At 65.0% G+C, this 22,423-nt stretch carries 25 protein-coding genes; 15 read left to right on the forward strand and 10 right to left on the reverse strand.

Features of this window, described 5'->3' with window-relative positions; genetic code table 11:
* Positions 1-40: 40 nt before the first annotated feature.
* Positions 41-1,243, reverse strand: coding sequence for an aminopeptidase P family protein (locus tag F8R15_RS18320; RefSeq protein ID WP_152845546.1), 1,203 nt, complete (start codon positions 1,241-1,243; stop codon positions 41-43).
* Positions 1,244-1,591: 348 nt separating this feature from the next.
* On the opposite strand from F8R15_RS18320, the gene F8R15_RS18325 reads away from it, so the two are divergent.
* The 4 genes from F8R15_RS18325 (at position 1,592) to F8R15_RS18340 (ending at position 5,484) form a co-directional block, all read left to right on the forward strand.
* The gene (locus F8R15_RS18325; RefSeq protein ID WP_152845547.1) at positions 1,592-3,253 is read left to right on the forward strand and encodes a BCCT family transporter; all 1,662 of its coding nucleotides are present in this window, start codon (positions 1,592-1,594) and stop codon (positions 3,251-3,253) included.
* A 143-nt stretch (positions 3,254-3,396) separates the two neighbouring features.
* Positions 3,397-4,221: a glycosyltransferase family 2 protein gene (locus F8R15_RS18330; RefSeq protein ID WP_152845548.1), complete on the forward strand. Its 825-nt coding sequence runs from the start codon at positions 3,397-3,399 to the stop codon at positions 4,219-4,221.
* Positions 4,222-4,285: 64 nt separating this feature from the next.
* The gene (gene aroQ / locus F8R15_RS18335; protein WP_152845549.1) at positions 4,286-4,723 is read left to right on the forward strand and encodes a type II 3-dehydroquinate dehydratase; all 438 of its coding nucleotides are present in this window, start codon (positions 4,286-4,288) and stop codon (positions 4,721-4,723) included.
* Between the two features lie 62 nt (positions 4,724-4,785).
* Positions 4,786-5,484 (forward strand): DUF2927 domain-containing protein, encoded by a 699-nt coding sequence (locus F8R15_RS18340; RefSeq protein WP_152845550.1) that lies wholly within the window; start codon positions 4,786-4,788, stop codon positions 5,482-5,484.
* Here the strand turns inward: F8R15_RS18340 and F8R15_RS18345 are convergent, their stop codons facing one another.
* The 3 genes from F8R15_RS18345 to F8R15_RS18355 form a co-directional block, all read right to left on the reverse strand.
* The gene (locus F8R15_RS18345; RefSeq protein ID WP_152845551.1) at positions 5,485-6,222 is read right to left on the reverse strand and encodes a sulfite exporter TauE/SafE family protein; all 738 of its coding nucleotides are present in this window, start codon (positions 6,220-6,222) and stop codon (positions 5,485-5,487) included.
* Between the two features lie 66 nt (positions 6,223-6,288).
* Positions 6,289-7,242: an aldo/keto reductase gene (locus F8R15_RS18350; protein WP_152845552.1), complete on the reverse strand. Its 954-nt coding sequence runs from the start codon at positions 7,240-7,242 to the stop codon at positions 6,289-6,291.
* Between the two features lie 19 nt (positions 7,243-7,261).
* Positions 7,262-7,972, reverse strand: coding sequence for an SDR family oxidoreductase (locus F8R15_RS18355; RefSeq protein WP_152845553.1), 711 nt, complete (start codon positions 7,970-7,972; stop codon positions 7,262-7,264).
* Between the two features lie 227 nt (positions 7,973-8,199).
* On the opposite strand from F8R15_RS18355, the gene F8R15_RS18360 reads away from it, so the two are divergent.
* On the forward strand, positions 8,200-8,871 hold the full coding sequence (locus F8R15_RS18360; RefSeq protein WP_152845554.1) for a phosphoribosyltransferase: 672 nt from the start codon (positions 8,200-8,202) through the stop codon (positions 8,869-8,871).
* A gap of 13 nt (positions 8,872-8,884) precedes the next feature.
* Here F8R15_RS18360 and F8R15_RS18365 read toward each other — a convergent pair whose 3' ends face one another.
* The 3 genes from F8R15_RS18365 to F8R15_RS18375 all read right to left on the reverse strand — a co-directional run bounded on the left by F8R15_RS18365 (position 8,885) and on the right by F8R15_RS18375 (position 10,420).
* A complete protein-coding gene (locus tag F8R15_RS18365; protein ID WP_078523151.1) occupies positions 8,885-9,310 on the reverse strand; it encodes a DUF2267 domain-containing protein in 426 nt (141 codons plus the stop codon).
* A 38-nt stretch (positions 9,311-9,348) separates the two neighbouring features.
* The gene (locus F8R15_RS18370) at positions 9,349-9,771 is read right to left on the reverse strand and encodes a cytochrome c (RefSeq protein WP_152845555.1); all 423 of its coding nucleotides are present in this window, start codon (positions 9,769-9,771) and stop codon (positions 9,349-9,351) included.
* Positions 9,772-9,850: 79 nt separating this feature from the next.
* Entirely contained in the window at positions 9,851-10,420 is a 570-nt protein-coding gene (locus tag F8R15_RS18375; RefSeq protein WP_152845556.1) for an Hsp20/alpha crystallin family protein, read from the reverse strand.
* A 191-nt stretch (positions 10,421-10,611) separates the two neighbouring features.
* Between F8R15_RS18375 and F8R15_RS18380 the strand changes: the two genes are divergently transcribed.
* The 9 genes from F8R15_RS18380 (at position 10,612) to F8R15_RS22130 (ending at position 17,906) form a co-directional block, all read left to right on the forward strand.
* Positions 10,612-11,451, forward strand: a complete 840-nt coding sequence (locus F8R15_RS18380; RefSeq protein WP_152845557.1) for a universal stress protein — start codon at positions 10,612-10,614, stop codon at positions 11,449-11,451.
* Between the two features lie 8 nt (positions 11,452-11,459).
* Entirely contained in the window at positions 11,460-11,894 is a 435-nt protein-coding gene (locus F8R15_RS18385; protein WP_078523154.1) for a host attachment protein, read from the forward strand.
* A 108-nt stretch (positions 11,895-12,002) separates the two neighbouring features.
* Complete coding sequence (locus F8R15_RS18390) at positions 12,003-12,368, forward strand: hypothetical protein (protein ID WP_152845558.1); 366 nt, start codon at positions 12,003-12,005, stop codon at positions 12,366-12,368.
* Between the two features lie 744 nt (positions 12,369-13,112).
* Positions 13,113-13,469, forward strand: coding sequence for a hypothetical protein (locus F8R15_RS18395; protein WP_078541300.1), 357 nt, complete (start codon positions 13,113-13,115; stop codon positions 13,467-13,469).
* Between the two features lie 93 nt (positions 13,470-13,562).
* A complete protein-coding gene (locus tag F8R15_RS18400; RefSeq protein ID WP_152845559.1) occupies positions 13,563-13,976 on the forward strand; it encodes a hypothetical protein in 414 nt (137 codons plus the stop codon).
* Positions 13,977-14,049: 73 nt separating this feature from the next.
* Positions 14,050-14,451: a curli-like amyloid fiber formation chaperone CsgH gene (csgH, locus tag F8R15_RS18405; RefSeq protein ID WP_152845560.1), complete on the forward strand. Its 402-nt coding sequence runs from the start codon at positions 14,050-14,052 to the stop codon at positions 14,449-14,451.
* Between the two features lie 136 nt (positions 14,452-14,587).
* Entirely contained in the window at positions 14,588-15,727 is a 1,140-nt protein-coding gene (locus F8R15_RS18410; RefSeq protein WP_152845561.1) for a helix-turn-helix transcriptional regulator, read from the forward strand.
* Complete coding sequence (locus tag F8R15_RS18415; RefSeq protein ID WP_152845562.1) at positions 15,714-17,060, forward strand: hypothetical protein; 1,347 nt, start codon at positions 15,714-15,716, stop codon at positions 17,058-17,060. The genes F8R15_RS18410 and F8R15_RS18415 overlap by 14 nt, the downstream gene beginning before the upstream one ends.
* Before the next feature lie 132 nt (positions 17,061-17,192).
* A complete protein-coding gene (locus tag F8R15_RS22130; RefSeq protein ID WP_152845563.1) occupies positions 17,193-17,906 on the forward strand; it encodes a response regulator transcription factor in 714 nt (237 codons plus the stop codon).
* Here F8R15_RS22130 and F8R15_RS18425 read toward each other — a convergent pair.
* From F8R15_RS18425 to F8R15_RS18435, 3 genes are all read right to left on the reverse strand, one after another.
* Entirely contained in the window at positions 17,881-19,839 is a 1,959-nt protein-coding gene (locus F8R15_RS18425) for an ATP-binding protein (RefSeq protein ID WP_152845564.1), read from the reverse strand. The genes F8R15_RS22130 and F8R15_RS18425 overlap by 26 nt on opposite strands.
* Positions 19,840-19,998: 159 nt before the next feature.
* The gene (locus F8R15_RS18430; protein WP_152845565.1) at positions 19,999-20,433 is read right to left on the reverse strand and encodes a hypothetical protein; all 435 of its coding nucleotides are present in this window, start codon (positions 20,431-20,433) and stop codon (positions 19,999-20,001) included.
* 132 nt (positions 20,434-20,565) lie between these two features.
* Positions 20,566-21,441 carry a Crp/Fnr family transcriptional regulator gene (locus F8R15_RS18435; RefSeq protein WP_172976258.1) on the reverse strand — a complete coding sequence of 292 codons (876 nt, stop codon included), beginning with the start codon at positions 21,439-21,441 and terminating at the stop codon, positions 20,566-20,568.
* 650 nt (positions 21,442-22,091) lie between these two features.
* Between F8R15_RS18435 and F8R15_RS18440 the strand changes: the two genes are divergently transcribed.
* Entirely contained in the window at positions 22,092-22,415 is a 324-nt protein-coding gene (locus F8R15_RS18440; protein ID WP_152845567.1) for a hypothetical protein, read from the forward strand.
* Positions 22,416-22,423 lie beyond the last annotated feature (8 nt).

Consider the following 22,423-nt stretch of genomic DNA (forward strand, 5'->3'; position numbering starts at 1 on the left):
GTCACGCGGGCAGGCGGGCCGCCCGCGTGTTCGGGTCACATCAGCCGACCACGTTGAAGCCCGGCCCGTAGGGATAGCCGGTGATGTCTTCGCCGCCGTCTTCGGTGATCACGAGGATGTCGTGCTCGCGGTAGCCGCCTGCGCCGGGCTGGCCCTCGGGGATCGTCAGCATCGGCTCCATCGAGATCACCATGCCGGGCTCCAGCACCGTGTCGATATCCTCGCGCAGCTCCAGCCCCGCTTCGCGCCCGTAGTAATGCGACAGCACCCCGAAGCTGTGGCCATAGCCGAAGGTTCGGTATTGCAGCAGGTCGCGCTCGGCGAAGAAGGCGTTGATCTTCTCGGTCACCTCGGCACAACTAGCGCCCGGCTTGAGCAAGCTTATCCCGTATTCATGAGCGGCGACATTCGCCTCCCAGATCGCGCGCGAGGAGTCGTCGAGCTCGCCCACGAAGAGCGTCCGCTCCAGCGCTGTATAATAGCCTGAAATCATGGGGAAGGTGTTCAGCGACAGGATATCACCACGCTGCAACACGCGCCCCGTCACCGGGTTATGAGCGCCGTCGGTGTTGATGCCCGACTGGAACCAGACCCAGGTGTCGCGATACTCGGCCTCGGGGAACCGCTTGGCGATCTCCAGCTCCATCGCGTCGCGGCCCGCCATCGCAACGTCGATCTCGCGCACGCCTTCGCGGATCGCCTCGCGGATCGCATAGCCGCCCACATCCGCGACGGCCGCGCCTTGCCGGATCAACGCGATCTCGGCGGGGGATTTGTGCATCCGTTGCCGCATCGTCGCCGGGGCGATGTCATGCGTCTGCGAGGGCTCGAGGAAATCCTGCAGGAGCGCCGCCTGCGCCAGCGTCAGGTGATCGGATTCGACGCCCAGCACGCGGCGTTTGCCCGTCACCGAAGCGATCGCGCGCCAGTAATTGTTCCGCGCCCAGTCGGTATAGGTGATGTTGTCGCCATGGCAGCGCCGCCACGGCTGCGCGGCATCGATCCCCGCCGAGATTGTCACGCTGTCGGTCGGTGTCACGACCAGCGCATAGGGCCGCCCGAAGGCGCAATACAGAAAGCCCGAGTAATAGGCGATGTTATGCATCGAGGTGAACAGACAGGCCTCGACGCCCGCCTCGGTCATCGCCGCGCGCAGACCCGCGAGCCGTGCGTCGTATTCGGTGGCGGCGAAGGGCAGGATGCGCTCGCCTTGGTGAAAGCGGTAAAAAGCAGGACGGTCCATCGGCACTCTTCCTTATCAGAGGCCACAGCGCGCCGAGGGACGATCTTCCCCCGTCGCGCGCTGCGACAAAGCAAGATCCCGGCGTGCAGGATGGGTGAGACAGGGCGGGCGCAAGCTGCGCCGGCGACGCCATCGCCTTCAGCCCTGAACGGCAGATTGAGCGAAAATCTTCTCGCTGCCAAGTCCCCTCATTCCGTCGCGTACGATTTGCTTTTTCACAAATCGGCGGAACCCGGCGCACGCATGAAACATTGATCGATCCGAGGGAACCCTGCCGAGAAGTGCGGGGATTGGGCGCCCAGTCTCGTCAACCGACGCGATCCGGCGCACCAACAGAAAGGGAGACCAATGCACGATAAGATGCCGCAAGAACGGCTGTTCATATTCCCCAAGGTCCACAAGACGGTGTTCCTCGTCTCTGCGGTCCTCATCATTGGGTTCATCATCTTCGGCGCCATGTTCAGCGATCAGGCCAAGGCGCTCTTCACCGGCTTGCAGGACTGGCTCGCGACCAACCTCGGTTGGGCGCTGATTGTCGAGGTGAACCTATTCCTTGCCGCAACCGTCTTTCTCGCCTTCGGACCTTATGGCGATATCCGACTGGGTCGCATGACCGACAAGCCCGCTTACGGGCTTTTTTCATGGACGGCGATGCTGTTCTCGGCCGGGATCGGGATCGGTCTGATCTACTGGGGCGTGGCCGAGCCCCTGTATCACTTCTTCGCCCCGCCCGTCGGCGAGGCGGAAACCCAAGCCTCCGCCCGGCAAGCGATGACCATCGCCTTCATGCACTGGGGCTTCCAGGCCTGGGCGATCTATGCGGTCGTGGCGCTGGCGCTGGCCTATTTCCACTTCCGCAAGGGCCTGCCGCTGACGATCCGCTCGGCGCTCTATCCGCTTCTGGGCGAAAAAATCTACGGGCCGTGGGGCTCCGCGGTCGATATTCTCGCGGTCTTCGGCACCATGTTCGGCATCGTGACCTCGCTGGGTCTGGGCGCGATGCAAATCAATTCGGGCCTCGGCACCGTCTTCGGCATCGACCAATCGCCCTTCGTGCAGATCATCATCATCGCCTGCATCACCGCGGCTGCGACCCTGTCGGTCGTGGCGGGCCTCGATGGTGGGATCAAGCGACTGTCGAACCTCAATATCGGCCTGTCGATAGTCTTCCTCGCCTTCATGGTGATCGTCGGCCCGACCATCTTCATCTTCGACCTCTTCGTCCAAAGCTATGGCGACTACATCGCGGAGCTCGTCAGCTGGGGCTCTTGGACCGAGGCGTGGCAGAAAGACGGCTCGTGGCAGAATAGCTGGACCATCTTCTACTGGGCGTGGTGGATCTCCTGGTCGCCCTTCGTGGGCGTCTTCATCGCGCGCATCTCGAAAGGGCGCACGATCCGCGAATTCGTGGTGGGCGTGATGCTGCTGCCGACGACGATCATGTTCTTCTGGTTCTGCGCTTTCGGCGGCACCGCGCTCGACATCTCGTTGGGCGGTGACAGCACCATCGTGGATGCGACGAAGAACGCCTATGGCGACGCGATGTTCGCGCTGCTCGACCATTTCCCGGCGGCGAAGGTGATGTCGGGCTTCACGGTGATCCTGATCGTGATGTGGTTCGTGACCTCCTCGGACTCGGGCTCTTTCGTGATCGACATGCTGACCGCGGGCGGCGATGCCGATCCGCCGAAGGTTCAGCGGATCTTCTGGGCGATCACGGAAGGCGCGGTGGCCTCGGTGCTGCTGCTGCTCGCAGGCGGGCTGAACGCGCTGCAGGCGGCAGCGGTCGTCGCGGGCTTCCCCTTCGCAATCGTGTGCTTCTTCATCCTCGTCGGATTGTTGAAGGCGCTGCGATGGGACCCCTTGATGCTCTATCGCCACAACCAGCGCTACCAGAGCGACGAGGAGGCCGATCACGCGATGCCCTCCGAGTTGCCGGGCGATCTCTACGGGGCCGATCCGACCCCGCCGCCGGCACCGCAAGGGGCGCAGGCCAACCCTGCGGAGTGATCGCAAGACCTATGACGAGAGAAGGCCGGGCCACAACGCCCGGCCCTTTCATGCGGCGCGCTGGCGGGGCGAGGGTGCCGTTAGGGATTTCTTAATCGTGTTGACGCAGCGTTAGGTTAATTCCTAACGGATGGGTAAGGTCGATGAAGATTTCCCTGATTACTGCGGTCTATGATGCCGAGGACACCGTCGGCGACGCCATCGCCTCGGTCGCACGGCAGAGTCACCGCGATCTCGAGCATCTTATCATCGAGGGGCGCTCGCGCGACGGCTCCTTTGCGGCGATCGAGGCTGCGCGCCATTCTCGGATGATAGCTTTCAGCGAGGCCGATGCGGGGCTCTACGATGCGCTCAACAAGGGTATCGCGCGGGCCACGGGCGAGGTGGTCGGCTTCGTTCATGCCGATGACATGCTGGCCCATCGTGATGCGCTGGCCCATGTCGCCGCCGCCTTTGCCGATCCGCAGGTCGAGGCGGTCTTCGCCAATCTCGATTATGTCCTGCGCGGCGACCCTGATACGGTGATCCGGCATTGGGCCAATGGCGGCTTCACCCCGGCCAAGCTGCGCCGGGGATGGGCACCCGCGCACCCGACGCTCTACCTGCGGTGTTCCACCTATGCGCGGCTGGGAGGCTTTAACACCTCTTACCGGATCGCGGCGGATTACGACTTCATGCTGCGTGTCTTCAGCGCGCTCCAAGGTCGCGCGGTCTATCTGCCCGAGCTTCTCTACAAGATGCGGCTGGGCGGCGTCAGCAACCGCTCGCTTGCACATCTGCGCCGCAAAATGGCCGAAGACTACCGGGCGATCCGCGCCAATCATCTGGGTGGGCCGGTCTCGGCGCTCGGCGTGCTCGCACGCAAGAACCTCTCCAAGCTGCGCCAGTTCGTCGAGCGTGACCAAGGCGCCACCACACCAGCCGATCACGCCCTTTTGCTGGACGTGAACCCGCGCAAGGCCCTATAGCTTGGGGAAATGATCCGCGCTGGGGGCAGGGCGCACCCGTCCCACGCGCCATCCGGAGCGCAGAATGTCGAAGACCATCCATATCCTCAACGGCCCGAACCTGAACCTTCTGGGCAAGCGGCAGCCCGAGATTTACGGCTCGGACACGCTTGAGGACGTGGAGCGGATCTGCCGCGAGGAGGCGCAGCCGAAGGGCTTCGAGGTCGCGCTGTTCCAGTCGAATTTCGAGGGCGAGATCGTCGAGCAGATCCACCGTGCGCGCGACGAAGCTTGCGCCATCGTGATCAATGCCGGCGCCTATACCCACACCTCCGTCGCGATCCTCGATGCGCTCAACACCTTCGAGGGGCCGGTCTTCGAAGTGCATATTTCGAATGTTCACAAACGCGAAAGCTTCCGCCATCATTCCTTCATCTCGCAACGCGCGGAGGGGGTTCTGGCGGGCTTCGGGATCGAGGGTTACGCCCTCGCCACCCGCCGCGCCTGTTCGGTTCTGAGTTAAGAGGGGGCTTTAAGATCGGTCTGCAAGGGTCTGAAAAGGTAACAAGAGTTTCGCGCCGGGTGATGTCCGGTGCAGCCAGTATCGCGCTTGCTCTCAGCCTCGCGCTCCCCGCGCAGGCGCGCGACACCGCCGCCGATCGCAACATCGCCAATTCCGGCAAGATGAGCGATCGCGACTTCTACCGGGCGATGGCCTGCGCCGCGCGACCCGGGGGCGCCTGCACCTTGCCCTATCGCCGATGGGCCGCGAGCAAGTGCCGCGACCTGACGGTGGGCCTCGCCTTCCGTTCAAAGCACTTCCCCGCGAAGCGCGCCCATGCCATCGAAGAGGCCGCCCGCGCGGCGATCGACCAGATCAACAAGACCGGCGCCGCGCTGCACCTGAGCTATGCCGGGGCGCGTCCCGCCGATATCAATCTCTATCTGACCGACACGCCCGTGGGCGGCACCGTGCGGGGAACGCCCTCGATGCGGCTCAACGGCAGGCGGTTAGGACCGGGCACGGTCGCGAAGGTGACGTTCTATTGGCAGACGAATACGGGCCGGATCACCGATGCCGATATCGCCTTCAGTCGAGACATCCAGATGCGCGATATCCGCTCGGTCGTGCTGGAGGAAATCGTGCAGTCGTTGGGCTTCTCGACCGATCTGGAAGACCCTTACTATACGCAAAGCTCGATCTTCTCGGAGAACGGGAATTCGGTCACGCGGCTTATCGGGCAGGACGCGATGACACTGCGCAGCCATTACCCGCCGCGCTGATCACATCACCTGCATCCCGCCGCGGATCAGCAGCAGAACCGACAGCACCGCCAGCATGATCTGGATGACCCGCATGTAGAGCTGCTGCGACAGCCTCGCGGTCAGCCAACGCCCCGCAACGGTGCCCGCGATGCCCGCCACTGCAAGCCCCGCGACCAGCGACCAGTTCAGTCCGTCGAGTTGCCCGATCACCCAATAGGCGGGGAGTTTTACGATATTGCCGATCGCGAAGGCGATGGCGATGGTGCCCGCGAATTCCAGCTTCGGCAGCTTTTGCGGCAAGAGGTAAGCCTGGACGGGCGGCGCGCCGGAATGGGTGATGAAGCTCGCGATCCCGGTCAGCGTCCCCCAGAACAGCCCCGGGACGACCTTCGCCTTGGCTTGGCTGTCGTCATGCCGCTTCAACCACGCCCGCGCGACATGCCAGATCCCGATCAACCCTGTGAAGACCAGCAGCGCCCATTCGGGCGTGTAGGGAGTGATAAGGGTTGCGATGGCGACGCCCGCGAGGATCGCAGGCACGAGGATATAAAGGTTCCGCTTCGAGAAATGGTGGCGGTAGAGCCAGACGCCCACCCAATCGGTCACGATATAGACCGGCAGCAGCGTCGCCGCCGCCTTCACCGGGTTCATGAACAGCGCCAGCATCGGCACCGCGATGGCCGCGGCGGTCGAAAGCCCACCCTTCGACATCCCGACGATCAGAGCCGCCACGATCAGCAATACGGTTTCATACATGTAAACGGCGTCCGGTCGGGAGGGGAGGATCGGGCGGCCCGGCGGCCACCCGAGTGTTAGGAAAGATTAAGCGCCCGCATCGGTCAAGCGGCGCATCTCTTCGTCGGTCAGGCTCATTTCGACGGCTTTCGCGAAGCTTTCCACTTGCGACAAGCTGGTGGCGCTCGCGATCGGGGCGCTGACGCCCTCGCGGTTGATCAACCATGCAGTCGCGACCTCGGCCGGTTTCGCGCCTTTTTGGCTGGCGACATCTTCGAGCACGTCGAGGATCGCCATGCCGCGATCGGTCAGGTATTTCTCGACCATCCCGCCGCGCTTGCGGCCCTCCAGATCGGCTTTCGAGCGGTATTTGCCCGACAGGAACCCGGCGGCGAGCGAGAAATAGGTGACGACGCCGATATTCTCGCGCAGGCACAGATCGCGCAGCGGCCCGTCGAAACCGTCACGGTCATAAAGGTTATATTCCGGCTGGATCACCTGATAGCGCGGCAAACCTTCTGCATCGGCGGTCTCCAGCGCCGCCGTCAGCAGATCGGCATCGTAATTCGACGCCCCGATCGCGCGCACCTTGCCTGCCTTCAGAAGCTTGTCATAGGCGGCCAACGTCTCGGCATGGCTGACGCTGTCATCGGGCCAATGCGAGAAATAGAGATCGACGTGATCGGTCTTGAGCCGCTCCAGCGAACGGTCGATGGCTTTGGAAATCCACTCCGCGCCGAGGCCCTTTTCGCCCGGCCCGCCCATATCCGAGCCGACCTTGGTGAACAGCTTCACCTTCTCGCGCATGCCCGGACGCGCCTCGAACCAGCGGCCCAGAACCGTCTCGGATTCGCCGCCCGAATTGCCCTCGGCCCATTTCGAATAGACGTCCGCCGTGTCGATTGCATCGAAGCCGTGGTCGATGAAGGCGTCGAGGATGCGGAAGCTCTCGGCCTCGTCCAGCGTCCAGCCGAACACGTTGCCGCCAAAGACGATGGGGGCGATCTCGAAGCCTGTCGTGCCGAGGGGGGTGCGTTTCATGGGAGGTCCTTTCGCTTGCTCAGATCAGCAACCCGCCGCCTTCGACAAAGACGGTGGAGCCGGTCATGTAAGGGTTGTCCATCAGGGCGAGCGCCTGAATGGCGATATGTTCGGGCAGGCCGACCTGGCCCACGGGCAGACGCTCGGCTGCATTGTCGAACATCGCGCGCCGTCCATCGCCCTCGAGCGTGTCATACATCTCGGTTTTCACCAGCCCGGGGGAGATGCAGTTAACCCGCACCGGCGCGAATTCCAGCGCGAGGCCACGGGTCAACCCCTCGAGGCCTGCATTGATCGCGCCCTGGATCGCCGCGCCGGATTTGGGCCGTTGCGACAGGAAACCCGAGGTGAAGGTGAGCGATCCGCCATCCGCGATCTTCGCCACGCGGGCGAGGCGGTAAGCGCCCCAGAATTTCGACTCGAAGGAGGCTTGGGCGTCTTCCAGCGGCAAATCCTTCACGGCGGCGACCTTGGTGCTGGCCGCCGAGCAATAGATGTGGTGCCACTCGGGGCGCTCGTCGAAGTATGCCTCCAGTGCGGCGGCATCGCCGGTGTCGAGCGTCACGCCCTCGACGGAACCGCTTAACCGCGCGCAGGCCTCGTCGACCTTCTGCGCCGAGCGCGAGGCGATTGTGACCCGTGCGCCGCGCGCGAGCGCCGCCTGCGCCACGCCGAAGCCGATCCCCGAAGAGCCGCCTATGACAAGAATGCGGTTATCTTTCAAACTCATGGCGCTGATCTCCTGCTCTCGGGCCGTCGCGCTCTGCCATGCGGCGGCCGCTCCAAATCGACATAGGGCCGCGGGTGCGGCGGTCCCGAATTTCTTTTCACTTTGTGCGGAGCGCGGCGCGGTTAGGCGGCGATTGCGTCGATGTCCCGTTGTTGAAGATCAATGCCGCGCCCTCGATGGCACGGCACGCTGGCTTCCGACTGCACCCATGGGCAGGGGAGGCCCGCATGAGCGATCTCGAAGGCTATACCGACCGGACCGAGGCGGGGATCGTCCTCGCGCGTCAGCTTGAGGCCTATCGCGGGCGCGACGCGGTGGTGCTTGCGCTGCCGCGTGGCGGGGTTCCGGTCGCTTGGGAGGTGGCCGAGCGCCTCGATCTGCCGCTGGATCTTGTCTTCGTGCGCAAGCTCGGCGCGCCCAGCAATCCCGAAGTGGCGCTTGCGGCGATCGCGGGGCTGCGTGGCGAGGTGCTGGTGCGCAATGCCGATGTAATCCGCGCGAGTGGCTGCGATGCGGCCACGCTGGAGCGCCTCGCCGCCCGCGAGCGCGAGGTGATCGCGGACCGGATCAAGCGCTACGGCGCGCCGGGTCTGCCGCTGGCCGGGCGGGTCGCGATCCTCGTGGATGACGGGGTGGCGACGGGGGCCACCATGCGCGCGGCATTGCGCGCGGTGCGGGCCGCCGGTCCCGAAGAGCTGGTCTGCGCGATCCCGGTCGCGTCAGAGGACGCTCTGGAGGCGATCCGCACCGAGGCCGACCGCGTGATCTGCCCGCTGGTGCCGTCGTATTTTGGGGCGGTCGGGGCCTATTACACCTATTTCGGGCAGGTTCCCGATGCGGAGGTCGCACAAATCCTCGCCACGGCGCAGGCGCGACCGTCGCGCAAGGATCGGGCCTAGTAGTCCTTCCCGGTCAGGCCAGCAGGCTGCGCAGCGAGTGGCGCATCGCTTGCGTCACCTGCCGGTATTCGCCCTCGGAAATCCGTTCATGCAGCAGATCGAACACCGCCGCGACCTCCGCTTCTGGATCGTCGAGCGGTCGGTCGGCAAACGCCTCCGCCACCCGGCCGACAAAGGCGTCGCGATTGCGCGGATGCGCGGGTTGGCGCGAGGGCACGAAGCCGTCGTAGTAAATCCCGCGCAGCAGCACCGGAAGTTGCGCCCCGAGATCGGCAGCTTCCGCGGTGGTCAGGAAATCGCGGATCGCGTGCAAGGTCGTGCGCAGCAGCAGATAGGCGTGGCTGCGGTCCTTGTTGTCCAAGCGATATTCCAGATCGTTGAGCCATTCCGCCACGATCTGCGGAGCGTGGTCGATGGCACTCAGGCCGGTCACTTTCATCGGTCAAACCTCCCGGTTAGAGTGCTGAGGACGCTGCCTCAGCTTCGGATGCTTGCGAGATATTCCGCGATCAGCAGGATTTGCCCGCGCGTGTAGACCTCCGCGTTGAGCGCTCCGACCGTCCCTGCAGTCTCCTCCATCATCGTCGGGCCGAAGCTGGGCATCGCGCCCCGGTGGAAGGGCATCTGTTGGCCCCCGTCGATCAGATGCACGACCCGCGCGAGCGGAAATTCCCCATTATTATTCGCCGAAAGCTGGGTCAGCGCCGGCACTTGCGTGGTGAAATATTCGCTGAGCGGCCCGTCGCCCGCAGCGCTCTTGCCGTGGCAGGTGGCGCAGTAGTTTTGGTAAAGATCGGCCCCCATCTGCGCCGCGGTCATCGGGCTGCTGGAGGCCTCTTCCGCGCTGGCGGGCAGGGCCCATGCGAGGGCTGCGAGGGTTGCAAATACGGGTCTGGTCATCGGACTGTCCTCCCGGTTCAGGGGGCGGCCCGTCGCGCTGACAGTTCGGGGCGCGAAGGGCCGCCCGGGTGATGCGCGCTCATCGCGCCTTGACGTCGATGCGGCGATCTTTCTCGCGCGCTTCGGCGGCTTTCGGCAGGGTCACGGTCAGGACCCCGTCGCTCAGAACCGCCTCGATGCGGTCCGGGTCGACCCCGCGCGGCAGAGCGATCATGCGTTCGAACCTGCCGGAACTCCGCTCCTGCAGGACGAAATCGCCCTCATGCGCCTCGCGCTCGCTGGTGCGTTCGCCGTGGATCTTGAGCCGCCCGTCTTCGAGCTTGAGCTCGATCTCCTCGGGCTTGAGGCCGGGCAGGTCGACGCGCAGTTCGTAGTTTCCGTCAGTCGCGACGAAATCCATCGCCGGGGCGGAGAGAGCGCCAAAGCCCGCTGGCAAGCTCAGAGCGCGGGACCAATCGCGTCCGGTATGTGTGAAATCGTCGAAAAGGCGATCGATCTCCGCGCGCAACATCCCGAACACATCGCGCCCGCGCGCAGGCGCAGAAGCGCTGGTGGCGGCGCCTTTCGCGGGTGTTTCGGCACTCGGGGTCTTGTTGGTCGGCGGCGTGTTCTCGTGTTTGATGCCAATCTCTTTGGCTTGAGGTGTCATGCTGGATCTCCCGTGCGAAGAATCTCAATGATGGAACGGCATCAAGCTTTGATGACCGGCGCGGCACCCGCATTGACGGCGCGCATAGCGGCGCGCGGCCTCGCGAAAGGATCCGACGTTGCGCACGATCAATGCCGTTTTGCGGGCGGCGCCGTAGGTTCGGGCCGATGTGACCACTCAGGAGCCTCAAGATGATTCCGCGAACCATTGCCGCTGCCTTTCTAGAGACCGACGAAGCCCGCTGGCTCGCCCCGATGGCGGCCGCGCTGTGCCGCAGTTTCGACGCGCATCTGATCGGGGCGCATGGCGTCGAGCCGCTGCCGTTGTTGGGCGGCGATCTTGCGAGCGATCCGATCGTCTATCCCGAATTCGTCGAATGGCAGCGCAAGGAGGCGGCTGAGATCCGCGAGACGTTTGAACATGCGCTCAAAGCCGAAGATGTGCAGGGCGAATTTCGGACCCCCAGTGGTGTGCGTGACGCGCTGATCGATTTTCTCGTCGATAGCTGCCGCGCCGCCGACCTCGTCATCTCTGCCCGGGTGCCGGCCCATGTCGGGCGCGCGGGCGATCTGCGCATGCAAGAGCAACTGATCCGCCAGGCCGGGCGTCCGGTCTTGGTGGTGGATGAAACCGCAAAGCTGGACAGGCCTGCGCAACGTATCCTTGTGGGCGTTTCGTGCAGCCGCGAGGCGATGCGGGCGGTGCATGACATGCTCTATCTTGCGGCGCACGGCGCGCGGATCGATCTGCTTTCTGTCTCGCCATCAGAGGGGGAGCGAGAGGCCGTCGACGATCTGCGCGACGACCTCGCGGCGGCGCTGGACCGGCGCGGCTTCGACGTGACGCTTCTGGACCGGATGAAGACGACTTCGGAAGCGGGCGATGCGTTGCTCCACACCGCGCGCGAACGTGGGGCCGAGATGATCGCCGTCGGCGCTTACGGCCATTCGCGGCTCTATGACTTTGTGATCGGCGCGGTAACGACGCGCCTGTTGGAAAAATCCCACCTGCCGGTGCTGTTCTCAAAATAGGTGAGCCGATGCGACAGCCGAAGAAAACCGAATGGATCGTGGTGATGAACGCCGCCAGCGCGCATGTGCTGGCGGATGCCGAGGGAAGCAAGGCGGTCTTCGAGCTGGAAGCGCCGCATGAGAGCCCGCGCGATAAGGCGGGTCGCAGCTTCTCGAGCGGGTCGCCCGGGCGGCGGGCCACGATGGCGCCGCATGGCGATCCGGACCACGCGCCGGAGATCGCTTTCGCGCATCAGCTGTGTGAACGTCTCGAAGAGAGCCTCGGGCGAGAGCAATTCGACACGCTCGTCCTCGTCGCGCCGCCGCGGATGCTGGGCGCAATGCGCGATGCCATGTCCGCGGCTCTGGCCGCGCGGGTGAGCCGGGAGATCCACTCCAACCTCGCTAGCCTCTCGCCGCGCCATTTCCGCGAAAAGCTGCAAGAGGCACTCAAGGTCACGTGAGCCGCGCGTTTGCATTTTGCAGTGACGGCGATCAATGCGGAATGCCTTGCGGCTTTGCATCCTGCCAACCTGTCGCACGGTTCAAAATCGGATCAGAGGAGAAACGCCATGGCCAAGACATCCAGCGACGCAGCACACGAACGCGCCGATATCGAGGATCGCGAGCGCCACGCCGTCGAGGCGATACGCGCCGATCTCGAAGAGCTGCGCGACGATGTAAGCGAATTGGCGCAGGCGTTGCGACGTCATGGTCGGTTGCGGGCCAGCGACCTTGGTGCGGAGGCGACGCGGCGCGGCCACGATCTCGTGGAGGATACCCGCGACGCGGTTCTCGAAATGCGCCACTCGCTGGCAGAGGCGCAGCATGACTTGCGTCGAAGCGTGCGCAGCCATCCCGTGCCCTGGGCCGGAGTGCTTCTGGGCATGGTCGGAACCGGCCTGCTGGTCGCGCTGCTGATGGAGCGTCGCAATTGAGGGGAACTGGCATGTGTGTGGGGGCAGGCCGCGCGGGCGGTAGGGGTCGATAAGGAGACACCGCTCGCAGTGTCTGTCAGGGGGGAGTGGCGCGCGTTTCCGTATCGGGAGCGCGCGCTGCGCATTTCGGAGGCGCGTCGCCGCGTGGTCCGTGTCGGTCTTCCCCAGTTCCCTCCGGCCCGAGTCGCGCGGCTCTCTCCTTAAGCACGGCCAAGACCCACCGGTATCATCCGAATAGCTCCGGGACATTCGCAATTTCCGGCTTCGCGTAGATTCAAGCGGTGGGCTTTTCCAACCGTGTATTGTCGCGCGTCAATGCGCTGACCTGCGGAGCCATCGTCGTCGCCGATCTCCCTCGGGTTGGCGGCCTGCGTCTCACGCAGATGGCCTTTCGTCATTGCGCGGGCGCAAGCGAGACCGCCATGGCTCGCGCCCCATCCGCTGCGACGCTCCGCACGCCTGCGTCCCGCGATGACCCGTTCGGGGCAGCTGCGCGGCCATATGCGCGCAGTGGGCAAGGATATCGCGTCTGGCGCACCACTTGCGCCGGTGGGTGAACTATCGCGGGCGGTCCGCGGTCGGGCGGTGCCGAAGGGGCAGCGTTCAGGCCGAAGCGCATGGCGATCGGGGCGTCTTCGATGATGTTTGCGTCCCCGATCCCGGCGCAGCTCCGGCGTAGCGTGGAGGAACGATCGGGACGCGGATCCGGATCGATCAACATTCTTTAGTCTGGAGACCATCACCATGAAACATCTGCTTCTCGCCACCGCTGTCGTTCTCTCCGGCGCCGGAGCCGCCCTCGCAGGCGGTAACGTGTCGCTCACCGACCAGATGGGCTGGTTCAATGGGTCGAGCACGACGCAGCTTGGCATGAACAACTCGGCCATCACCGTGCAGCGCGACTACGGCAACACCAGCACCACGGTGCAACGTGGGATCGCCAACTTCTCGGGCACCGGTCAGACCGGCGCGTTCAACAACTCGATCACCGATCAGCTGGGCCTCGGGAACTACTCGTCCACCATTCAGGGCAATGTCGGCAACTCGTCGGCCACGGTCCAGACCGGTGTCGGCAACGTGTCGAGCACCGTTCAGAACTGACGTCCCATGGTTGATCGGGCGGGCTGCGATCCGCCCGATCAACGTCTTGAAGGCGGCTGCTGTGCCGTCGCGACAGCAACAAGGAGAAAGGTTATGAGTTTCGCAACACAGATGAGAGCCCCCACGGCGCCCCCCGCGATCCTCGCGACCGGGCTTTTGGCCGCTCTCGCATTCGGCGTTTTCGCGAAGGAAGCTGCGGCGCAGAGCCGGCCTTTCTATGATCCGAGCAGCGCCCCCATCGCATCCATCACCCCGCAGCCATCACGCGGCAATGTGGCCGTCACGCAGCAGCAGGGCAGCTACAATGACGCCTCCACCACGCAGAGCGGCCACAACAATGTCGCAGGGACCGTCCAATCGGGCTCTGGTTTCGGCAGCTCGATCTCTCAGCTCGGCAACTACCAGACGGAGACCCATTTCCAGGGTGAGACGCGTCTGGGCGTGACCCGCAGCGGGAGCAGCGTTGGCGGAAACGGCTCGATCGGCATTCAGTTCGAGCTGAAATGAAACCGATAGCCGTCGGTTCAGCCCCGCCCGTCGTAACGCGTGCGGGGCAGGGGGACGAGAAAGGAGGCACACCATGCCTCGGAACCTGCAAATGCTCGACTACCTGCGTCGCGGAGGGCTGCTTGTCCTCATCGGAGGGATGCCATTCGGAATGGCGCTCGCGATGAGCACGCAAAGCTCACAAGGCGCAGCCCCTCTCAGCTGCGAGATCGCAGAGCGCCCCGCAGCTCCGCATCTCGAGCTGACCGCGCGGGTGCAATCGGCGCGCGCAATGCGCGGGCGCTACTCCTTCACCGTGATCTCGAGCGGTGCGGGCGGCACCTCCAGCACCACGCAGGGCGGCGCTTTCGCCACCCGCGCGGACGAGGCGCAGACGCTGTCCAAGGTCTATGTCTCCGCCGGTCCACATGCCGTCGTCTCGGCGCGACTGGACGTCGAAGGCGAGGGTGGCGTGACCTGCAGTGCAAAAAAGTGATCGTCGGGACCCGCTGATTCCGCCTCTGTCCGCGCCGCACATTGTCGGCGCGCATAGGCAGGCTTGATGACTGTCATTGTCGAAATTTCTCCGTGGCGGAGGATTTCCTTAATCAAAGGGTTAAGGGGATTTCGCCATGTCTTTGAGCATGCACGCTGAGAACGGCGCAGCGGTCGATCAAATTTTCACATCTGCCATCGAAGGGGATCTATTTCGCTCCGTGCTCGCGGTCGTCGCGATGAATTTTCCCGAAGCGACGCCGATGATTGTCGGGCTGGAACGGATGCAGGGCGCAGGGAACTTCCTGCTTCTCGATACGCCGAACCCGGAATTGCGCCGGGCCTTTGCCGAGGAGATGCGCGCCCCCGATGGCTGGGCGCACAGTCTGCACGGGCAGGAGATCGGCCGGGTCTATGACGACGGTGATCTCGGTGCGGAGACGGTGAATGGCGGGCCGATGGGTCAGGTGCTGCGCCGGACGAGCCCGCCGAAGACCTGTCTCGCCGGTGTCCTGTTCGAGCGCGGCGAGCGTCATCTTTTGGGGATCGAACTGCGCTATCCGCGCCATCTGGAGGCGGAGCTGCGGCGGCCTTTGAAGGACTTCCTGACCCGGCTCGCACGGCAGCTCGATGTGGCGACGCGGATCATGGAGGTGCGCCAACGGCTCGACGCGGCCGAGCGTCTGAGCGGCAATCTTCTGGAAATTCTGCCCTTCTCGGTGGTGCTGTGCAACGAGCGGCGCAGCGTTTCGCGGATGAACGGGCGGGCGCGGGCAATCCTGCGCAATGGCCGCGCGCTGCAGGTCTCGCCCGACGGGACGCTGCGGCTGTCCGATCCCATCGTGGATGACGAATTCGCGACGCAGATCCAATCGCTGCAAGGCAGCCTGCGCCAGCGCGTCGCGGTCATGTCCGTGCCGCGAAATCGCGGTGAGCCGCGTGAGATCCTGACAATCATCCGGCTGGCCGCGGGCGAGGCGGTTGGCCTGCCGGGCGCCGGGCCGAATTTCGCGGTGATCTACGAAGACCTCGATATGCCGCTCGAACTGGATCAGGATTTTCTCTGGCGGCTCTTTGGCATGAACGCGAAGGAGGCAGATCTCGCCTTGGCGCTGCTGGCGGGGGAGTCGATCGGCGAGCTGGCCTCGCGCCGGCGGATGTCGAAGGAAACCTTGCGCAATCAGCTCGCGGCGGTGATGCGCAAGACCGAAACGTCGCGCCAACAGGAGCTGGTGGCCCTTCTGAGCCGCCTTGCTACGATCAATGCGACGGCGTGAGCGCATATTCCACCCCCTCGGGTTCGCCCTCGGCGGGATGGTCGCGCTGGCCGCTCTGACGCCTCCGGTTCAGGCGCAGCCGCCCTCGATGTGGCAGGGCTGGTCGCTGTCGCCGCCCCAACGCGGCCCGTTCGTGCCGGGGCTGGGCTCCCAGATCACCGGAGAGGACGGGCGCGGCGTGGAGTTCGGGCTGCAAGGCCCCGTGCGCCCTCTGCAAATCCTTCCGCAGGCGGGCTGGACCCCGGATTTCTCGACCCGGCCTCAACTCGGTCTGAGCTTCGGGCGCGGCTCCGGTTTCGCGCAGGCGCATGCTGTCTCGGGGCTGCCGAGTTCCGGAACGCTCCTTCTGACGGGACCGCGCACGGGGCAGGGCAATATCGCGATCGATCTGAACCCGATGCTTGGCGCGGGGGGCACGCTGTCGGGGGCTAATGCGGCAGCCTCGCTGTCCCTTCCCGACGGGCATGGCGGCACCGTTCATATCGAGCAACAGTCCTTCTCGCCCGCAGTCACGGGCAATCGCATCGAGACCTACGCGTTTTCGCCCGGCGCAGGCGGGGGCGGCTTCGCGGCGCTCAGTCTCGATGGCGCTACCGGAGAGGCCACAGCTCTGGCGGCCGTGTTCGATCCGGGCGGGTTTTCCGTTATCGGTCTCGGTGCGCCGGACAGCGTGAAGGTCGCGCAACGGGTCAGCGCGCATAGCCGTGTGCGCGAGCTGGGCGGCGTGATCGCGAGCCCGCTGGGGCACAGCCGCGACTGGAGCTGGGGCCCGCGTCTCGGATTCGGGGATCTGTCGCGCCACACGGGCGAGACCTACACGACGACGGCCTCTCTCACGGCGAGCCGGGTGATCCCGGCCATCGAGACCGCCCGCCGCACGCGCCTGCACGAGCGCAGCCAGAGCCTCACCGTGGGGCTGGGCGGGCGGCGTCTGGTGACCAGCGACCTGTCCTTCGGCCTCTATCTCGACCTCGGCGCGAAGGCGGTGTCGGCAAGCGGGCGCAGTGAGGAAACCCTCTCGATCCCGGGGCTCGCCTCGGCCAGCAACGCGCCCGAGCGGTCCCGATATTCCCGTGTGGAACCGGTCCTGCGGGCGGGCATGGTCTTCGAGCAGAAAATCGGCCGGAACAGTGCCTTCGCCGTCTCTCTGGGGGTGCAAGAGACGGGGCAGGCGTCGCTCATTTCGCGCTCTTCAGGGACGACGACGGTGGGCTCCGGTTCGGTCTCGGCGGCGGCGCTCTCGACCACGGGCGAGACCATCCGGCATGACGAAATCCGGTGGCGGCATGGGTTTGAGGGAACGATCACGTTTAATTTCGTGTACCGTTTCTGACGCTTGATCACCATCAAAGACAGGGCGGACAGGGGGCGCCGATCATGACATAATTCGGGACTGGGGTTTGCGGTGCCATCAAAAGCGCCGCGACGCTCCCGATAGGTGCGGAGGGGATAGGAGGTCGCGCCTGTGGAACAGCAGACAATTCTCGTCGTCGAAGATGATCCTTCCGTGCGCGGCGCGCTGCGGGACTGCCTTGAAGCGGAAGGCTGGGCGGTGCGCGAGGCATCGGACGCCACTGGCATGATGCAGGAGATCGAAGCGGGCGACGTCGATCTCGTGACACTCGATCTGGGGCTGGGCGCGGATGACGGGCTCGCACTCGCGCGTGTCCTGCGCGGGCGCAGCAATATTCCCGTCATCTTCATCACCGGGCAAGGGCAACCGCTCGACCGGGTGCGCGGTCTGGAGGCGGGGGCGGATGACTACATCGTCAAACCCTTCGCCGCGCGCGAGGTCGCGATCCGCATCCGTCGGGTGCTCGACGGCTATCGGACCCGCAACCTGCCGCGCGAGCGGCTGCGCATCGATCACAGCAGTATCGACCTGCGTCACGGCGTGATCGAGCATAATGACGGTCGCCGTGAGGATCTGACCGGAACGGAGGCGAAACTGCTTGAGTTGTTCCTCAGCCGCCCGGAGCAGGTGCTCTCGCGCGACGACATCAACCGGGTGCTCCACGGGCGCGACTGGTCGCCCTATGACCGGACCATCGATACCCATATCGCCCGGCTTCGGCGCAAGATCGAACCGGCGGATGATGCCAATCGGATGATCCGATCCGTGCGCGGCGTAGGCTATGTCTTCACCGGCCAGATCACGGGGGAGGTCCCTCCGGCTTGAGCGCACGCGCGACCGCCGCACTCAACGTCGAGAGAGAATAGGGCTTCGTGAGCAATTCCACCTCGCGTTCGGCTTCGGGGCGCCCGGAGAAGTGCTCGGACGTATGGCCAGAGGTCAGAAGGACGGGCAATGCGGGATCGCGGGCGCGGGCGCGATCGACAAGGTCGAAGCCCGAAAAGGTGCCGGGCAGCACGACGTCGGAAAACAGTAGCTCGACCGGCTCGCCCGCCTCGATCTGCTCCAGCGCCTCGGACGCGTTCGCGGCCTCGATCACCGCGTAGCCCAGAGCCTCCAGCCGGTCGAGAACCGCCTCGCGTACGAGCGGATCGTCCTCGACCACCAGCACCAGCTGACCATCGCCCATTCGCAGTGCGTCGTGATGGTCGGCAGGCGCGGGTGTGGGCTCCCCCTCGGTCTCGGGCAGATAGAGCGTGATCGTGGTGCCTTTGTCGGGGGCGGTGTCGATGTGTAGAAACCCGCCCGCCCGCGCGATCGAACTCGCCACGCTGGTCAGACCGAGCCCGTTCCCGACCTGCGCATCCTTGGTGGTGAAAAACGGATCGAGAGCCTGCCTGCGCACGTCCGGGGTCATGCCTTGCCCGGTATCGGTCACGCTCACCGTGAGGAAGCAGCCCGGCCGCGCGCCGTCGATCTCGGCGGCCTGATGCGCGTCAAACCGCGCGCAGCCGGTCTGAATGGTGATCGTACCGGTGGCCGTCATCGCGTCACGCGCATTGATGACGAGATTGAGCAGCGCGCCGTCCAACTCCCCGCAATCCATGTAGATCTGGCCATGATCGGCGCCGGGCAAGAGACGCAGATGCACCTGTTCGCCCAGCACACGCTCCAGCAGCGTCCATGTCTCGGCGAGCTGCGCATCGAGGTCGAAGCACACCGGTTTCGGGGTCCGCGCACCGGCAAGCGCCAGAAGACGCTGATTGAACCCAGCGCCGATCTGCGTCGCGTCGATTGCGCGTTCCAGATGGGTGCGCGCGATATCTGCCCTCTCGGCGCGCGATGCGAGCTCCAGATTGGACAGGATGACGGTCAGCAAGTTGTTGAAATCATGCGCAATCAGGCCTGCCATCCTGCCCACGGTTTCCAGCCGCTGCGCCTGTACCAGCGCCTCCGATATCCGCGCGCGCTCCGTGCGATCGAGGATCGCGCCGACGACGCCCAGCGGACGGGGCGGGTCGCAGGTCTCGTCGAAACGGATATTGCCGCGCAACTCGATCACCTTGGGCTCGGCGCTATCGGCGAGCTTGAACTCGATCGAGAACTTTCGGCTGCCCGTCGGGTCCAGCGCCGCGCGATAGACCGCGTCGAACTGCGCACGATCCTCCGGCGCGGCGAGGGCGAGCCATTTCTCGTAGCTGTCGGGCACCTCCTGCGTCTCCAGAAGCTGCCGGGCGGATCCGGTCGCGAGGAATGCATCACGGTCGAAATCCACCTCGAACAGGGCGATCCCGGCGGCATCCATCGCCTCGGCGATCCGTTCCGCGCGCAGGGCGGTCGGCGGCTGCGAGCCCTTCCCGGCGCTGATATCCTCGATGATGAGGATAATCCCCGCGACGCCGCCGTCGCGGTGGATCGGTGCGGTAATCCAGCGGTTCCGGATCACACGCCCATCGGGGAGCGTCGTCCGGGTCTCGTCGCATTGCACAACCTCTCCGGCGAGCGCCTTATCGCGCGCGGCGGGGTAGCCCTCTGGCAGCCAGGGCAGCAGGTCGCCGTCACCCGGTTCGCTCGCGCCGGAGAGATCGACGCCGTAGGTCTCCTGAAACGCCGCCGAGGTCGCAACCAGACGCATCGCGGTGTCGAACACCGCGACCGGGATCGGCATCAGAGAGATCATGTCTCCCACACCATCGGCAAGCGCCGCGCGCGAGGCACGCGTCTTCGGCCCGGTGTCTTCGCGTTTGGAATTTACCACTGGCGCCACCTCATTTCGCGCTTGGCACCACGCCCTGATCACTCATGAAATCATACTCGGTTTCGTGTCCCGCCGTGGAGGAAAGACGAAAAAACGCACAAAACTATACCTGCCGGGCCCGCCGCTGAGAGGCAGATCCGGCCTTCCAATTGCGGTCGCTCAGACCGGGGTCGCGTGGCGGTGCTCGCCGAAACCCGCCCCTTGCAGGGAGGTCATGAACAGGTCCTGCACCTGCTTCTGGCTGTCGAATACCGCCTCCGTCATCTCCTCGGCATATTGCCCCCAGAGGCGGCGATAGAGCGCGGAATAATCGTCGATCGCGCCGGAGTAGAACTCCGACCAGGCGGAGGCGATTGCGGCGGGATCGCCGGGATTGGACAGACTGGCGAGCAGGGCGCGGTCGCAGGTGATCCGATCGGTGGTGAAGCGCAGCCATTCCTGATTGAGCTGCAACATGCGATCGGCCGCCTGAGTTTGCATCGCGACGATCGGGCCAAGCAGTGCCGGGTCCGGCCCGTCTGGCGGTAGCAGGCGTTTCACGAGGTCAGCATAGCCCGCGTTGGTGCGGGCGATCGCGTCGGATTTGCGTGGCATAGGGGCCTCCCGGGATGTGATCTGACACATCGCGAGCTTTGCCGCGCGTGAGGCCGCGCGCATTGACCACGATCAATGCAGGTTGCGCGATGTGTGATCCACCGAGACATTCCGGGCCGGCGCGTCCTCGTTCTATCGCTGCCCTCCGCGTGTGGCAAAGTCCGGTGTGCGCCCGGGCGCATGTCCCTCGGACCCGAGTTTTGAGACGGGTGCTTTTCCGCCCCTGGACCATGTCTCGCGTTGAGACAGGCGCGGTGCGGAATCGGGCTCGGCAAGGGCCGCGCCGATCCGCTCATTCTGGTATTTCGCAAGCCGACGCAGTCGTCCGAGATCCCTGACTTCGAGATGGTCGGGCGCAAGCAGGCGGATCGCGCCGCGCTCTTCGATCTGGTGCAGCGCCCGGCACAGGGTCTCCACCGTCATGTCCAACAGCGACGCCAGATCGCGCCGGGTCAGCACGATGCGAATTTGCGGTGTGCTTCCGTCGGGCGCACCGGGGAGTTGTTCGATCAGCCAAAGCGCGAGCCGCTGCACGGTGCTGCGCCCGCGCATTTTCACGACGCTCAACTGCAGCTCCTCGAACTGCCGGTTCAGCGCCGAGAGACAGCCGCGGAAGATCTGCGGATGCGTTTGCAGGAAATTGTGCCATGTCTGGCGCGCCATCCAGCAGATCGCGGTGTCGGTGGCGGCCTCGCTGGAAAACCCGTTCACCTCGCGGTCCGGATCCCCGATCAGGTGCCCCGCGCGCAGGATTTGCAGAACGTATTCGTCCCCGCCTTCGGTCAGAACGACGACCTTCACCAGCCCGGAGGCGACGATGCCGACCCGTTCCGCCACTTCGCCCTGAGCCGCGATCTCGGCCCCCTGGTGATAGGTTTCACGATAGCTTCGATGTGCAAAATCGAGGAGCGCTTCGCTCGCGAAGGCGCTACAAAGTCCTGTCTGGCGCGCGATGCAGTCCTCGCATTTCGCGTCGACTTGCGGCCGTATGGCCTGAGTGTTGAACATATTCCCCCCCTTTATGCCCCCCGATCGATGGCAGTGGTCGGGCAACACGCGTCTTTTGTGACTGCAGGAATCTTGCCGCCTCAGGGGCCATCTGTCAGGCGAGAAATTGTAGAGAAATGTAGATTCCCGAAATATGAGAGGCATTTCGCGCAATAATATTGCGTATCGTGGCGCGCTGGCTGACCTGCGGTGTGCCATCGGCGGAGTTTTGAAATGCGCATGAAAACGGCCCCGCCGGCCGAGCCTTGGGGACAGACGCGCGGTGGCCGGCGGGTTTCGCGAAAGGCTCTTCGAGCGGACTCGAACGGGTGAGGTAGCCCCAACCCTCCGCGAATGTCCAAGTATACCCCCGCGCGGCGCGCGCGGCATTATTGGGCGTCAATCGCAGCCATGACTGCGCAGGTTGCGGCCCTTGGCGCATGTTGCGCATCAGCGCTCGGGTTTCGGTCCGTGCTCCGACCCAGTTCAGTGCCTTAAGTGTGAAAAGACGTGTTGCCCCTCCGGGCGCCTTGCGTGGATTGGCAAAACCCTGCCCAGAGAGCGCACCGAACCGGGTCTGCGCGGTTCGCATTGACGGCGGTCAATGGCGCGGCGGGCCGGATGCGGTTTAGCTGAACGGGCCTCATAGCCAAGCTCGAAGGAGTGTGCGGATGTTTCGTTGGATCACCCCAGAAAACAGCCCTGACCTTCTCCCGCTGCCGCGTAAGCCACGGCAGGACAGCCGCGCGACGAAGACCATTCCCTGGCCTTTGTCGGGCGCGCGCGTTGAGAAAACGGGACCGGATCGCGCGCTGGAAGTCTCGGCGCTGAGCGATCTCGGCCTCTCGACGCAGGAAATCGCGCGCTATCTCGGTCTCGCCCTGCAAGAGGTCGTCCGGCTGCAAGAGGCGGATCTCGACCTTGGCGCAAGTCTCGACAACAACATGACCCCGGTCTATCGCACCCACGCGAAGGGGATGCGCCGCGTGGGCTGAGCGGGCGG

The sequence above is a fragment of the Thioclava sp. JE_KL1 genome (assembly GCF_009296265.1).
Lineage (GTDB): Bacteria > Pseudomonadota > Alphaproteobacteria > Rhodobacterales > Rhodobacteraceae > Thioclava.

Excerpts from the sequence above, each read along its gene's own strand:
- F8R15_RS18340 (WP_152845550.1), top strand. The coding sequence starts at position 4,786 with ATGTCCGGTGCAGCCAGTATCGCGCTTGCTCTCAGCCTCGCGCTCCCC.
- F8R15_RS18385 (WP_078523154.1), top strand. The coding sequence starts at position 11,460 with ATGCGACAGCCGAAGAAAACCGAATGGATCGTGGTGATGAACGCCGCC.
- F8R15_RS18355 (WP_152845553.1), bottom strand. The coding sequence starts at position 7,972 with ATGAGTTTGAAAGATAACCGCATTCTTGTCATAGGCGGCTCTTCGGGG.
- aroQ (WP_152845549.1), top strand. The coding sequence starts at position 4,286 with ATGTCGAAGACCATCCATATCCTCAACGGCCCGAACCTGAACCTTCTG.
- F8R15_RS18330 (WP_152845548.1), top strand. The coding sequence starts at position 3,397 with ATGAAGATTTCCCTGATTACTGCGGTCTATGATGCCGAGGACACCGTC.
- F8R15_RS18360 (WP_152845554.1), top strand. The coding sequence starts at position 8,200 with ATGAGCGATCTCGAAGGCTATACCGACCGGACCGAGGCGGGGATCGTC.
- F8R15_RS18415 (WP_152845562.1), top strand. The coding sequence starts at position 15,714 with ATGCGACGGCGTGAGCGCATATTCCACCCCCTCGGGTTCGCCCTCGGC.
- F8R15_RS18410 (WP_152845561.1), top strand. The coding sequence starts at position 14,588 with ATGTCTTTGAGCATGCACGCTGAGAACGGCGCAGCGGTCGATCAAATT.
- F8R15_RS18395 (WP_078541300.1), top strand. The coding sequence starts at position 13,113 with ATGAAACATCTGCTTCTCGCCACCGCTGTCGTTCTCTCCGGCGCCGGA.
- F8R15_RS18370 (WP_152845555.1), bottom strand. The coding sequence starts at position 9,771 with ATGACCAGACCCGTATTTGCAACCCTCGCAGCCCTCGCATGGGCCCTG.
- csgH (WP_152845560.1), top strand. The coding sequence starts at position 14,050 with ATGCCTCGGAACCTGCAAATGCTCGACTACCTGCGTCGCGGAGGGCTG.
- F8R15_RS18375 (WP_152845556.1), bottom strand. The coding sequence starts at position 10,420 with ATGACACCTCAAGCCAAAGAGATTGGCATCAAACACGAGAACACGCCG.
- F8R15_RS18350 (WP_152845552.1), bottom strand. The coding sequence starts at position 7,242 with ATGAAACGCACCCCCCTCGGCACGACAGGCTTCGAGATCGCCCCCATC.
- F8R15_RS18345 (WP_152845551.1), bottom strand. The coding sequence starts at position 6,222 with ATGTATGAAACCGTATTGCTGATCGTGGCGGCTCTGATCGTCGGGATG.
- F8R15_RS18400 (WP_152845559.1), top strand. The coding sequence starts at position 13,563 with ATGAGTTTCGCAACACAGATGAGAGCCCCCACGGCGCCCCCCGCGATC.
- F8R15_RS18430 (WP_152845565.1), bottom strand. The coding sequence starts at position 20,433 with ATGCCACGCAAATCCGACGCGATCGCCCGCACCAACGCGGGCTATGCT.
- F8R15_RS18320 (WP_152845546.1), bottom strand. The coding sequence starts at position 1,243 with ATGGACCGTCCTGCTTTTTACCGCTTTCACCAAGGCGAGCGCATCCTG.
- F8R15_RS18390 (WP_152845558.1), top strand. The coding sequence starts at position 12,003 with ATGGCCAAGACATCCAGCGACGCAGCACACGAACGCGCCGATATCGAG.
- F8R15_RS18365 (WP_078523151.1), bottom strand. The coding sequence starts at position 9,310 with ATGAAAGTGACCGGCCTGAGTGCCATCGACCACGCTCCGCAGATCGTG.
- F8R15_RS18380 (WP_152845557.1), top strand. The coding sequence starts at position 10,612 with ATGATTCCGCGAACCATTGCCGCTGCCTTTCTAGAGACCGACGAAGCC.
- F8R15_RS18325 (WP_152845547.1), top strand. The coding sequence starts at position 1,592 with ATGCACGATAAGATGCCGCAAGAACGGCTGTTCATATTCCCCAAGGTC.
- F8R15_RS18440 (WP_152845567.1), top strand. The coding sequence starts at position 22,092 with ATGTTTCGTTGGATCACCCCAGAAAACAGCCCTGACCTTCTCCCGCTG.
- F8R15_RS18435 (WP_172976258.1), bottom strand. The coding sequence starts at position 21,441 with ATGTTCAACACTCAGGCCATACGGCCGCAAGTCGACGCGAAATGCGAG.